Raw genomic sequence first — 13,210 nt, 5'->3', positions numbered from 1 at the left:
GGTCGTTTTTGAAGTAAAGGGATTGTTTGATTGTTATTTAATAGCCTGGATTTTGAACCAGTTTAGAGTTTAACCTGATCTCTGAGATTGGTACCGGGAATAACCTGCGGGTAACGTCTTTATTCATGGTCAAGTTATCGTTAGGAAGCGGATACTCCCTTTCAAATAAACCATAACGGATCAAGTCGTTACGTCTCCATCCTTCCCACGATAATTCACGGGCGCGTTCGTCCAACAATTCATCAAGCGTAATATTGCTGGCTAAGGGTGTAGCATTGGCACGGACGCGCAGTCGGTTAACCAAAAAGTCGGGTGTTTGTAAAACGCCTCCAACGGTGGTTGCGGTTGCACCTCTTAATATAGCTTCGGCCTTCATCAAGTACACATCAGCCAAACGAAACACCGGCACATCGTTGCTGTTTAAGCGTGTAGCTTGTATAGTATTTACATCGGGGTAATATTTGATAGAACGTACACCCATAGCCTGGCTGGCTTCGGTATTACCCACGTCCATTGGCTTGGTAGTAATTAATACAAGGTTAGGCGTAAGTACAATTTGCCTGGTTGTGCCGGGGTAATTGGCCGGTTGCGATGTAAAACCCCCGTTACCATCGGGTATAAATTGCGGGCCTACCAGCCATGTGTTTTTACGCACATCATTGGTAAGATTAAAGCGGTTATAAAACTCTGGCGTAGTGCTCATAGCAATACTTAACCCCACACTAAAGCCGTAAGATGGTGCCAAAGCCGGGAAGAAACCGAAACGGGTAAACTGGTTGCCGGGTATTTGCTGATCATAAGGTACGGCGAAAATAGTCTCATTAATTGCAGGGCCGTTGTTAGGTAAAAAGATGTCGCGGAAACGGGCATCGAGCGTATAGGTAGGATTCTTTTGTACACTATCGGCCATGGCAACTACGTCATTGTAACGGGTTGTTCCGGTGTACACACCAGCATTTAAATACATTTTTGCTAATAGTGCAAATGCCATGCCCTTGGTAGGGCGCCCGTACTGCTGTATATTGGTGGCTGCTGCAGTTGATTTTGCAGGCAATTGCTGTGTAACAGCTTTTAATTCGCTTTCAATAAATTCAAAAACCTTGGCACGAGGCTGCGTAGCTGGCAATTCATTTACCGGGAACTGGGAAATGATAGGCACATTACCATAAGTTTCCATCATAAAAAAGTAATACAATGCGCGCATTGCTCTTACCTCGGCAATACTGGAAGCCTTGCTGGCGTCGGTAGCCGGGGAAGCGTTAGTTAAAACGATTAGCCGGTTACAGTTATTAATACCACCGAAACCCCACTCCCAAATGCTCCGTACATTGGGGTGGTCAATGGTCCAGGTATGGTAATGCAACTGGCGGTATTGGCCACCATCGTCAAAGTTACCGTCGCGAGCAGGGATAATGGCTTCATCGGTAGAGAGTTCCTGCATACGCCAGTAATCTATCGCATAGCGCGAAGATAAGTTGGAGTACATGGTACCGAACAAAGCGGCATAATCGGCATTGGTTGTGGGGAAATTTTCCTTTACATATTGCGACTCAACCGGCACATCCAGCTTTGTGCAAGAGCTTATAGCCATCAATATCACCATTGCTGATAATAATGTTTGTATTTTTTTCATATCTGTAATAATTATGAATATTAAAATGAAGCGTTTAAACCAAAAATGAAAGTGCGTGTTTTAGGATAAAAATTATTGTTATCAACACCAGGGATATCTCCACCGGCGTTGATCTCGGGATCGATACCACGGTATTTGGTAATAACAAACAGGTTGTTGGCGGTAAGGTATAGGCGAATATTTTTAATTGACTGAACCTTAGGCTTAATAGAATAACCCAAAGTAGCATTATCTAAACGCAGGTAAGAGCCGCTTTCCAGAAAACGGTCTGATATCAGGTAGCCGTTAATATCATTATATGATTCGTTTAAAGTAAAGCGTGGTATGTTTTGAATTTTTGAATCCACCGGGTTGTTCAGGTTGGCTAAGGTGGCATTTAGTATTTTGTTGCCCAGCACACCACGTACTAAAAAGTTAAGATCAAAGTTTTTATAGTTGAAGGTATTGCTGAAACCATAAACTAATTTAGGCTGAGCGTTACCTGCAATCATGGCATCGGTTGTCAAAGGCTGTGCCGCTGTTGTAGAACCATCAGCCTTTTGATAGGTACTAACACCTCTTTCATTTTTACCTAAATAGTGCCATAAATTAAATGTACCAATAGGATAACCCGGCTGAATAATTTGGCTGTAGTTACCCGATTGGCCTTTACCACCTAACTGTGATGTTTGAATGAAGTTAAGCGCATAGATCTCATCTGATAATCTCTCTACAACGTTTTTATTGTGAGAAAAATTCAAACTTGTGGTCCATCTGAAATCTTTTGTAGCTACAGCCTTAGCATTTAAGGTAACCTCTATACCCGAGTTTTTAATATCCCCAACGTTAGCATTAATAGTATTGGTAAAAAACTGCGTTGTAGAAACATTGTAACTGGTGATCAGATCGGATGTTTTTTTGATGTAGTAATCAACCGAACCTGTTAAACGATCTTTAAAAAAACCAAAGTCTAAACCAAAGTTGGTTGTAGCCGTACTTTCCCATTTAAGGTTTGGATTATCGTTACGTACAGGACCAATGGCATTGGTAACATTACCGTTATAAATAAACTTAGAGCTACTGCCGTTTACAATCTGTGTTCCGTATACCAATAACGATGAAAACGCATTGAAGCCCTCACTATTACCCGAAACACCATAACCAACCCGCAATTTCAGATCACTGAATACGGGTAGTTTTTTCATGAAATCTTCTTCAATAATTTGCCAGCCTCCAGATACGGCAGGAAATAATCCCCAGCGGTTGTTAATACCGAAGGCCGATGATCCGTCGTTTCTTAAAGACGCCTGTAACAAATACCTCTTTTTATACTGATACTGTGCCCGTCCGTAGTATGACAATATGCGCAATGTGGAAATAGGATTATCGTTAAAAGATATTTGTGAAAGCAACGATGGGTTAGAGAGGAAAAGATTATTATAAGTTAAATAATCATTAGAGAAATTTTGGGTGGTTACACCAAACCCATCACTTGTACGGTTTTCCTGAAAAGAATAACCTGCAAGTAATTTAATATCATGTGAACCGAATTCGCGGTCATAATTTAAAAACGACTCCACAACCGTACTTTTATCTAAATTTGAGGAACGGTTAGCCTGACCATTAAAATTAACTGCCAACCCCGAAGCGCTATTATAATAACGGTTGTAATTGTTTTGATCGCGCTGTACAGATCCGTTCAAGGTAAATTTAAGACCTCTTAAAATGTCAACCTGGGCCGAACCGTTGATCAAGGTTTTATTGTTATCAACCTTTATAAAGTTATTATCAATAAGCGACAATGGGTTTAAAGTACCACTACCCGTTCTATTATAGAATTCTTTGTAAGTACCATCTGGGTTAAACGGACTAACTGTTGGCAAGTAAAAAAGTATAGCAGGTAATATTGCCTGCTGCACCACATCTTTGTTGGTAGTTTGGCTATTGGTTAAGGTGATATTTAATTTTAAGCGATTATCAAAAAAGCGCTGGTTAATATACCCCTTTAATATAGTGCGCTCCAGTGAAGTATTTTTTAAGATCCCATCATTTTTTAAAAAATTAGCACTGGCACCATATTCGGCTGTTGCGCTTGCACCACCATAAGATAGGTTATGATTTTGCGAATAGCTGCGTTTCAACGCCAGTTTTTGCCAGTTGGTATTTGAACCGTCATCGTTGAGTACAGGTATCAGCGTTTGCCCGTTACTTCGCAGGTATTCACGCAGTTCATCGCCGCTAAGCATATCAATTTGTTTTGATACATTTTCGGTAGCAGCATAAGCGCTGTAATTTAAACGGCTTTGGCCCGCTTTTGACCTGCGGGTGGTAACTATAATTACCCCATTAGCCGCACGCGAACCGTAAATTGCAGTAGCCGATGCGTCCTTTAACACATCAATGCTTTCAATATCGGCAGGTGCAAGCAAGTCGATAGATGCGCCTGGTACACCATCAATTACATAAAACGGCGTTTGTGCACCCGTACGCAATGTTGATGGGCCTCTTAACAATACGGTTGGCTGAGCATTGGGGTCGCCGCTTTTGGTTACGTTTAAACCAGCAACCTTACCTTGTAACAACTGTGCGGGCGTGGTAAGTACACCAACGTTAAATTCTTCGGCTTTTACAGTTGTAATAGCACCGGTCAGATCTTTCTTGGTTGAAGTTCCGTAACCAATTACTACCACATCTTTCAGTTGTTTTAAGTCGGGCTGTAAGCTAACGTTTAAAGTGCTGTTGCCACCCACCACTAAAGATTGTGATGTAAAGCTGATCATAGCAAATTTTACGCTATCTGTTCCGCCGCTAACACGGATGCTGAAATTTCCGTTAGCGTCGGTAATTGTACCGCGTCCACTGTTTTTGGCAGTAACCGTAACACCCGGAAGTGCTTGCCTGGTTTCATCAGTAACCGTACCTGTTACTGTACGCTCTTGTGCAAACGCGGGCACAGCGCTAATGAGTAATAATAGCAGCACACCACATAAACGATGCTTACATAGTGGCTTGAAAAAATCATTGTAGAGTTTTTTCATAAAATTTAATTGTGTTGTTGTTGTTTGGAGTGAATTAATAGCAATTAATAATTCTGCAAATCAACCGAACTGTTATTATCAAATCATCAATGATCTATTACATTATTTACAAATTTTAAAAATAATTTTTTATAAAAATTGATATAATTAAATACATAAATATTTGAAAATCAATATATTATGTAAAATATCAATTCATTTCTATTAATTTTGTAGGATAATACATAATTCATATAAGCTTAACAGTAATACAGTCTGTGTAGGATACATATCCTATATATTGCCCCGCATTAAATCATTCCGATGAAAATATTTCGACTGGCCTTTGCTTTATTACTTATCCTTCAATCATTCAGTTTGTTAGCCCAAAAAACCAGGGTCATTAAAATGTCGGGGCATATAGACTCGGCTGATATCTTTAAATTATGTTATGTCTCCGTTAACATTCCGGCCGGCATAACCGAAATTAAGGTTGAAGAGAAGTATTCTAATGAAGGTAAAAACGTTTTAAACCTTGGGGTATTCGGGCCGCAAGGTTATGATTTAGGTAATGCAGCTGGTTTCCGGGGATGGTCTGGTGGTGCAAAAACCTCATTTTTCATTAATGAAGAAGAAGCTTCAACCGGCTATATTCCTGGCAATATTTATAAAGGCACCTGGAATATTTTGATTTACCCGTCGAGTATTATTAAGGAAGGAATTGATTGGACCTTAGAAGTTGAACTGGTTTCGGGTCAACATAAACGACCTTTTAAAATGGTTACAGCCAATGAGCAAATCAATAATAAAGCCGGATGGTATAAAGGCGACTTGCACATGCACACCCTGCACTCGGACGGTAAACGAACACAGCAGGAACTGACTGATGAGGCATCAAGCAAACGCCTTGATTACATCATCTCTACTGAACACAACACTAATAGCGCTAACCTAATGTGGGGTAAATATGAAAAGAAAGACCTTTTAATTATCAACGGCGAAGAGGTTACCACCACAACTTACGGCCACTGGAACGCCATTGGATTGAAACCTCAAAGCTGGATAGAGTGGAGATATAATCCAAAGGATAATGTGATTAAGAAATATATTGATCAGGTACATAATAACGGAGGCTTGTGTATCATTAATCATCCGTTCTACACCAAGAACCTTACTAATGGATTTGGTTTTGATCCTAACCTTTTCGATGGCATTGAAATTTGGAATGGTAACTGGGACATTTTGGATGCGCTTGCGTTAAAGTGGTGGGACAGTATTTTAAAAACCGGGAAACGCATGCTGGCCATTGGCGCGAGTGATACGCACAAAAGCAGCGGATCACCAAATAACCTGGGTACGCCGCAAACGGTGGTATATGCACCATCCTTATCACAAAAGGGAATTTTGCAAGGGTTAAAGAGTGGGAAGGCTTACATAACCATAGTGCCCGATCTAAAGTTTTCAATGACTGCTAAATGCAGAAATAAGGTAGCCGGTATTGGGGATGAGTTAACGGTTATTAGCGATGAACAAGTGACGTTAAATTTATCGGTATCTCCCCTGCCCAATTCGGTTATATCTATAATTGGGTCGCAAGGTGTTGTTAAATCAGTTAAAGCTACGGAGCAAAATCAAGAATGGCTGATTGATGCAGAAAACCTAAGTTACATAAGGCTGGAAATAAAAAACGAAGAAGGCCAATTGTTGGTTATGACAAACCCAATATGGATTATTAGGAATAATAAGTAACGATAACATCAACGCATTTGAAATATATTACAACAAGTACAGCTTACATCATTGTATCATTTCACTTGCAACCTTACAGGTATCTTCATCAATGAGCAAACTTATAATTATGTATAAAATTCCATGGACCACCCACATACTCATACAAGCTTAAACCAGTACCGGTAGCAGTAAAAGGTTCAAACGACTGCTCCAATTCTTCTTTAAGTGATTTAGCCAGATTAGGCTCTACCTTATTTTGTATGGTGATGTGCGGCCAAAGCTTTTGTCTGTCTTGCGGAATCAGCCATTTTGCCCATTGCTGTTGCATTTTTTGATGTAAATTCAGCAGTTTATCACATTTAATTTTATAAGCTACGCCATTGCCAATACTTTTAATTTCGGTTACGTTAAGCTGCATGGCGGTATAGTTTTGCGAAGCTATCGCTATATCTTCAATAAGTTGAGGCTCGTTGGCCGGCAAATGATGAAACAAGGTCAGGTGCGCATCCAGGTAATTGCGTTCGGGTGGAAAATGTTGCTTACGGAGCGTATTAAAAAAAAATTGACTGTTGGCATCCAGCATCAACGTCAGGATCAAAGGTGCATTGGGCATTCGTTTACAACGCTAATTAGGGACAACTGTTTAGCTGTATTTCAAAGCAAATAATAAAGAAACAATGCATAGGAATTATTATTACTTAATTTAACATGCCAATTATACTTATCATTGATTAGGGCACTCATCTTTCGTTTCTTTACAATAGGATAACTTTATATTATTCTTTTTACTTGCATAAATAAAATTTATTTGAATACTTTGCAAAAAATTTTAGCGCATTCAAAAACAATAACATAGAAATGAATATACAAAGCATCAACAAACCCTTAACTGCAGTACTTACTGCCAGGTTTGCCGCTGCTTTTAACGCTGTTGTATTTGTTTGCTCACCGTCTCGACGACGATTGTATATCCCCCGGGTTTGAATTAGGTAATAGCCATTCACTGCAACCCAACTGAAGTTATTTCAAACTTCTTTTAACAAATTCCATTAACTACATAGAGGCTGTAAGCCAATAGTTTAACGTTAGTACGTTTTAACACTCATGACCTTACAAGATTTTAATATAATAGTTGCCACCGAACAACATGTTGATTATGCCACGCAAATATGCGATGAAATGGCAGCATCGGCTAAAGCGCGTGGTACCGGTATTGCCCAGCGTTCGCCCGAGTATGTGGCCAATAAAATACTGGAGGGCAAAGCCGTTATCGCCCTGCATAAGGATGGCACCTGGGCCGGCTTTGTTTATATAGAAACCTGGAGCCACGGCGATTTTGTAGCTAACTCAGGCCTTATTGTTAACCCCGAATTTAGGAAAGTGGGTTTAGCGAAGGCCATTAAATTCGCCGTTTTCGATCTTTCACGCAAAAAATATCCCAACGCAAAAATATTTGGTTTAACTACCGGTTTGGCCGTCATGAAAATCAATTCGGAACTCGGTTATGAGCCGGTTACCTACTCGGAACTAACACAGGATGAAGATTTTTGGAAAGGCTGCCGCAGTTGTGTGAACTACGATATTTTAACCATGAAGGAGCGTAAGAATTGCATGTGTACTGCCATGCTTTGGGACCCGGCAGAAAAACAAAAGGATTACGAAGAAAGAATGAAAAAATTATCGCACAAGGCTACATTGCTGGAGCGAATAGAGAACGCTATTAAGAACAGCGTGAAAATAGTTATATTTTAATTTACCAGTCACACACATTTGGTTAACCCAAACTCCATGAAGAAAAAAGTAGTTTTAGCCTATAGCGGCGGATTAGATACCTCATTTTGCTGCATCTACTTAACGCAGGATTTAGGCCTGGAAGTACACTCGGTTATTGTAAATACCGGTGGTTTTAGCGATGAAGAACTAAAACAGGTAGAAGAACGCGCTTACAAAATGGGCGTAACTTCACACCATTTGGTCGACGAAACCGAAAACTTTTATAACACCTGCGTTCGCTTCCTGATCTATGGTAATGTATTAAAAAATAATACCTATCCACTTTCTGTTAGTGCCGAGCGTGTGAGCCAGGCTACGGCTATTGCTAACTATGCCAAGCAAATTGGTGCCGAATACGTAGCCCATGGCAGCACCGGTGCCGGTAATGACCAGGTTCGTTTCGATATGATCTTTAATATCCTGGTGCCGAATGTACAGATCATGACCCCTATCCGTGATTTGAAATTGAGCCGTGAAGAAGAGATTCAGTACCTGAAAGATCACGGTGTGGAAATGAACTTTGAAAAGAACAAGTACTCTATTAATAAAGGTATTTGGGGAACATCGGTTGGTGGTAAAGAAACCCTGACTTCAAACCTGGGTTTACCTGAAGATGCCTGGCCTACGCCGGTTACCTCAACTGAACCTAAAAACTTAGAACTGGTATTTGAAAAAGGTGAATTAGTTGCTATTGATGGTACTAACTACGATCATCCGGCTAAAGCTATACAAGCGTTGCAGTCTATTGCTCAACCTTACGGCATAGGCCGCGATATTCATGTGGGTGATACCATTATAGGTATTAAAGGCCGTGTGGGTTTTGAAGCCGCAGCACCAATGATTATTATTAAGGCACACCACACATTAGAAAAACATGTGTTAACTAAATGGCAATTATCATGGAAAGACCAGTTATCTTCTTTTTACGGCAACTGGTTACACGAAGGTCAGTTTCATGACCCAATTATGCGTAACATTGAGGCCTTTTTAACGGATGCTCAGCAAACTGTGAGCGGTAAAGTTTTTGTTGAACTGCACCCTTACCGCTTTATGGTTACCGGTATTGAATCGGACCATGACCTGATGTCGAACAAATTTGGCACCTACGGCGAAATGAACAATGCGTGGAGTGGTGAAGACGTTAAAGGTTTTTCTAAAATATTTGGTAACCAGGTAATGATTTATAATAAAGTTAACGGTAAAGCTTAGCTACATCTAAAAGCCGTTTGTCATCTCGAACGATAGAGAGAGATCCTGTTAAATATGCAAAGTAGGCGACCTATGCTCTTTAAACAAGATTTCTCGTTATCACTCGAAATGACAGAAATTTTAAGATTATACTCATTAGTAAGAAATTAAATGGACGAATCTAAAAATCAAGCCACAACTTCTACTCCCCCTTCAGGGGGCCGGGGGGCTGTAACTGTGGTACGTGCAGGTATTATTGGCGGTGCCGGTTATACAGGTGGCGAAATGTTGCGCATATTGGTTAATCACCCGGCAATAGAGATCGCCTTTGTACACAGCAACAGTAATGCGGGTAATTATATATACGAGGTACATACCGATCTTTTCGGCGACACCAACCTGCAATTTACCGGCAAGTTATCTTACGATATTGATGTTTTGTTTTTATGCGTTGGTCACGGCGATGCCCGCAAGTTTTTAGAGGCTAACCCCTTCCCTGCAAGCGTGAAGATCATTGATCTGAGCCAGGATTTCAGGCTGAAAGATAAATCCTCCATTTCTTATCCCGCAACCCAAAACCCCACACCTCGCAACTTCGTGTACGGCTTACCCGAATTAAACCGCGAAGCTATTAAGCAAGCTGATAACATTGCGAATCCTGGTTGTTTTGCCACTTGCTTACAATTGGGCTTACTACCATTGGCAGCCAGCGGCAATTTAAACAGCGAGGTTCATATTACAGCCACTACGGGTTCAACAGGTGCGGGTCAGAGTTTGGCGGCTACTTCGCACTTTACCTGGCGTAATAACAATGCGTCGGTTTATAAAGCTTTCGATCACCAGCATCTGAACGAGATCGGCGAATCGCTTACGCAATTACAACCCGGTTTTGATAAACCAGTAAACTTCATTCCTTACCGTGGTGATTTTACACGGGGTATTATTGCTTCCATTTATTTAAACAGTGACTTGTTGGAAGAAGAAGCGATTAAATTATATACCGACTATTACGCTGCTCATCCCTTTACGCATGTTACCAATCGTAATATCGACTTAAAGCAAGTAGTTAATACCAACAAATGCTTTATACAAGTGCAGAAAAAATATAATAAAATATTCATTATCAGCATAATGGATAACTTACTTAAAGGAGCATCCGGTCAAGCTGTGCAAAATATGAACTTAATTTTTGGACTTGATGAAACAATGGGCTTGCGTTTAAAAGCTGCCGCATTTTAAATTACGCTCAACAAAAAATGAGGCACAAAGTATTGTGCCTCTATGACATATAAATGCGTTATTAAAAAAATCAAATGTAGAGGCACAATACTTTGTGTCTCTCGTGATAAGCTATTTTAAATAAAAACAGGCTCTTAATTAACCTTAATAAAAATGCAACTATTCGACGTTTACCCTATTAATCCCATCAATATCGTAAAAGGTGTTGGCAGTTTGGTTTATGACGACAAAGGTACCGAGTACCTTGACTTGTATGGCGGTCATGCCGTAATTTCTATTGGTCATACCAATCCACGATATGTAAAGCGATTAGAAGATCAGTTGCATCAGATAGGCTTTTACTCCAATTCGATAGAAATTCCCTTGCAAAAAGAACTGGCCGAAAAGTTAGGGCAGGTATCGGGCAAAACCGATTACCAGTTGTTTTTATGTAACTCAGGGGCCGAAGCTAATGAGAATGCTTTAAAACTGGCTTCGTTTTACAATGGTAAAAAGAAAGTGATTGCTTTTCGCAAAGCTTTTCATGGCCGTACTTCATTAGCTGTTGCCGTTACTGATAATCCTAAAATTGTTGCACCGATAAATGAAACCGATAACGTGATCTTTTTACCCTGGTGCGATGAAGCTGCTTTAGAGCAGGCCTTTGCCAGTAATGAAATTTCGTCGGTAATAATTGAAGGCATACAAGGTGTAGGTGGAATACAAGTTGCTACTGTGGATTTTCTGCAAAAAGTTCGCTCGCTGTGCGACCAGTATAACGCCGTTTACATTGCCGATGCGGTACAATGTGGTTATGGCCGTACCGGCAAATTTTACGCGCATGATTTTGGCGGTGTTGATGCCGATATCTATAGCATGGCTAAAGGTATGGGTAATGGTTTCCCTATCGGTGCCATTAGCATTGCTCCCAAATTTAAAGCATCGTATGGCATGCTTGGTACCACCTTTGGCGGTAACCATTTAGCTTGCGCCGCTGCTTTAGCCGTATTGGAAGAAATAGAGCAATACAACCTCATGCTAAACGCAGCCGAAATTGGTCAATACCTTATTGATGAACTAAAAAAGTTTGAACAAGTTAAAGAGGTACGTGGCCGTGGCTTAATGATAGGTATTGAACTCCCCGAAGAGTTAAGCAGTGTGCGCAAAAATCTTTTATATAAACATCACATATTTACAGGTGAAGCCAAACCAAACGTCATCAGGTTATTACCAGCATTAAATTTAACCAAGGCTCATGCTAACCAGTTTTTGGAAGCTTTTGCACAAACTTTAAAAGCTACAGCAGTTATAGCATAATTAAAATTCATTACCATCCATTAGGGCGAACCAAATAACATCAATGAAGCAATTCACCTCCGTACACGACGTTACCGATATTAATGCACTGGTAGCTGAAGCCTTGCAACTCAAGCAAGACCCTTATGCTTTTCTGCAATTGGGAAAAAACAAAACCATAGGTCTCGTTTTTTTGAACCCAAGCTTACGTACCCGCATGAGTACGCAAAAGGCAGCACTCAACCTGGGCATGAACGCTATGGTGCTTAATATTGATAAAGAAGGCTGGGCATTAGAACTACAAGATGGTGCTGTGATGAATGGTACCAGTGTAGAACACGTGCGTGAGGCTGCTGCAGTATTGGGTCAGTATGTGGACCTGTTAGGGGTGCGCTCTTTCCCTGGATTGACAGACCGTGAAGAGGATTACAGCGAAGCTATCTTTAATAAATTTGTAGAATATTGCGGCGTACCTGTAATTAGTTTAGAATCCGCAACCCGCCATCCGTTGCAAAGCCTGGCCGATCTTATTACCATAACCGAGCTAAAAACCGTTGCCCGCCCTAAAGTTGTATTAACCTGGGCTCCGCATATTAAGCCTTTACCCCAAGCCGTGCCTAATTCTTTTGCAGAGTGGATGTGCCGTGCCGATGTTGATTTTGTGATTACACATCCTGAAGGTTATGAGTTGAGCAAAGAGTTTACTTTAGGTGCTACCATAACTCATAACCAGGATGAAGCCCTGGCCACTGCAGACTTTGTGTATGTAAAAAACTGGTCGGCTTACGAGCCTTATGGCGAAATGCCCGGTTTGGATAATTACAATAACTGGATGCTCACTAACGATAAATTAATAAGTAGCAACAATGCCAAAGTAATGCATTGCCTACCTGTACGTCGCAACCTCGAACTATCCGACGAGATTTTAAACGGCCCTCATTCTATAGTGATACATGAAGCAGGAAACCGGGTATGGGCTGCACAGGCAGTATTAAAGCAATTGTTGGAAAATTTGGAAAATCAGTAAAATAATAAGCCGGTTAATTCAACATTAACCGGCTTATTTGTTTTTAGCAGTGTGTCTTACTCGCTACCTTCTAACTTAACTAATTTATTATACAAGCCAAGTAGCAGGAATGGTGCAGGCCATTGGCCTACAAACAAAGCGTCTGTGTCTTTTTTCATAATTTTTTAATACTGCAGAAGCTGCTATTGCACCCACTGCTGCCCATAGAAATAGGTCGGATGGCAATTTGGCTATTTGTTGTTCAATAGCTTTAGCCAATGGCCCTTCGCTATGTTGCGGATTTGAATTTGTCGGCATAATTTAGTTTGTTTTAGTTGTTTATTTCTTTATTAACAACCAAACAACTAT

Annotated in this window: 9 protein-coding genes; 6 read left to right on the top strand and 3 right to left on the bottom strand. The window is 40.6% G+C overall.

Annotated elements, in window-relative coordinates; translation table 11 throughout:
- Window positions 1-37 precede the first annotated feature (37 nt).
- Window positions 38-1,633: a RagB/SusD family nutrient uptake outer membrane protein gene (locus ACFQ3S_RS12555; protein WP_377164904.1), complete on the bottom strand. Its 1,596-nt coding sequence runs from the start codon at window positions 1,631-1,633 to the stop codon at window positions 38-40.
- A gap of 20 nt (window positions 1,634-1,653) precedes the next feature.
- Entirely contained in the window at window positions 1,654-4,650 is a 2,997-nt protein-coding gene (locus ACFQ3S_RS12550) for a SusC/RagA family TonB-linked outer membrane protein (protein WP_377164902.1), read from the bottom strand.
- Between the two features lie 303 nt (window positions 4,651-4,953).
- Here ACFQ3S_RS12550 and ACFQ3S_RS12545 point away from each other — a divergent pair, with 303 nt between their 5' ends.
- Entirely contained in the window at window positions 4,954-6,378 is a 1,425-nt protein-coding gene (locus ACFQ3S_RS12545) for a CehA/McbA family metallohydrolase (RefSeq protein ID WP_377164900.1), read from the top strand.
- A gap of 88 nt (window positions 6,379-6,466) precedes the next feature.
- Here ACFQ3S_RS12545 and ACFQ3S_RS12540 read toward each other — a convergent pair whose 3' ends face one another.
- The gene (locus tag ACFQ3S_RS12540; protein WP_377164898.1) at window positions 6,467-6,973 is read right to left on the bottom strand and encodes a 2'-5' RNA ligase family protein; all 507 of its coding nucleotides are present in this window, start codon (window positions 6,971-6,973) and stop codon (window positions 6,467-6,469) included.
- Between the two features lie 491 nt (window positions 6,974-7,464).
- Between ACFQ3S_RS12540 and ACFQ3S_RS12535 the strand changes: the two genes are divergently transcribed.
- The 5 genes from ACFQ3S_RS12535 (at window position 7,465) to ACFQ3S_RS12515 (ending at window position 12,862) form a co-directional block, all read left to right on the top strand.
- Window positions 7,465-8,112: a GNAT family N-acetyltransferase gene (locus ACFQ3S_RS12535; RefSeq protein ID WP_377164896.1), complete on the top strand. Its 648-nt coding sequence runs from the start codon at window positions 7,465-7,467 to the stop codon at window positions 8,110-8,112.
- 36 nt (window positions 8,113-8,148) lie between these two features.
- Window positions 8,149-9,342 (top strand): argininosuccinate synthase, encoded by a 1,194-nt coding sequence (gene argG / locus ACFQ3S_RS12530; RefSeq protein WP_377164894.1) that lies wholly within the window; start codon window positions 8,149-8,151, stop codon window positions 9,340-9,342.
- A gap of 150 nt (window positions 9,343-9,492) precedes the next feature.
- Entirely contained in the window at window positions 9,493-10,560 is a 1,068-nt protein-coding gene (gene argC / locus ACFQ3S_RS12525) for an N-acetyl-gamma-glutamyl-phosphate reductase (protein WP_377164892.1), read from the top strand.
- A 153-nt stretch (window positions 10,561-10,713) separates the two neighbouring features.
- A complete protein-coding gene (locus ACFQ3S_RS12520; protein WP_377164890.1) occupies window positions 10,714-11,856 on the top strand; it encodes an aspartate aminotransferase family protein in 1,143 nt (380 codons plus the stop codon).
- Between the two features lie 43 nt (window positions 11,857-11,899).
- Complete coding sequence (locus tag ACFQ3S_RS12515) at window positions 11,900-12,862, top strand: N-acetylornithine carbamoyltransferase (RefSeq protein ID WP_377164888.1); 963 nt, start codon at window positions 11,900-11,902, stop codon at window positions 12,860-12,862.
- Window positions 12,863-13,210 lie beyond the last annotated feature (348 nt).

This window comes from Mucilaginibacter terrae, assembly GCF_042679325.1.
In the GTDB taxonomy this organism is placed as follows: Bacteria; Bacteroidota; Bacteroidia; order Sphingobacteriales; family Sphingobacteriaceae; genus Mucilaginibacter; species Mucilaginibacter terrae.
This window is presented reverse-complemented; position numbering and strand designations above follow the sequence as displayed.

Coding starts and splice junctions, on each gene's coding strand:
- ACFQ3S_RS12555 (WP_377164904.1), bottom strand. CDS start 1,633: ATGAAAAAAATACAAACATTATTATCAGCAATGGTGATATTGATGGCT.
- ACFQ3S_RS12550 (WP_377164902.1), bottom strand. CDS start 4,650: ATGAAAAAACTCTACAATGATTTTTTCAAGCCACTATGTAAGCATCGT.
- ACFQ3S_RS12545 (WP_377164900.1), top strand. CDS start 4,954: ATGAAAATATTTCGACTGGCCTTTGCTTTATTACTTATCCTTCAATCA.
- ACFQ3S_RS12540 (WP_377164898.1), bottom strand. CDS start 6,973: ATGCCCAATGCACCTTTGATCCTGACGTTGATGCTGGATGCCAACAGT.
- ACFQ3S_RS12535 (WP_377164896.1), top strand. CDS start 7,465: ATGACCTTACAAGATTTTAATATAATAGTTGCCACCGAACAACATGTT.
- argG (WP_377164894.1), top strand. CDS start 8,149: ATGAAGAAAAAAGTAGTTTTAGCCTATAGCGGCGGATTAGATACCTCA.
- argC (WP_377164892.1), top strand. CDS start 9,493: ATGGACGAATCTAAAAATCAAGCCACAACTTCTACTCCCCCTTCAGGG.
- ACFQ3S_RS12520 (WP_377164890.1), top strand. CDS start 10,714: ATGCAACTATTCGACGTTTACCCTATTAATCCCATCAATATCGTAAAA.
- ACFQ3S_RS12515 (WP_377164888.1), top strand. CDS start 11,900: ATGAAGCAATTCACCTCCGTACACGACGTTACCGATATTAATGCACTG.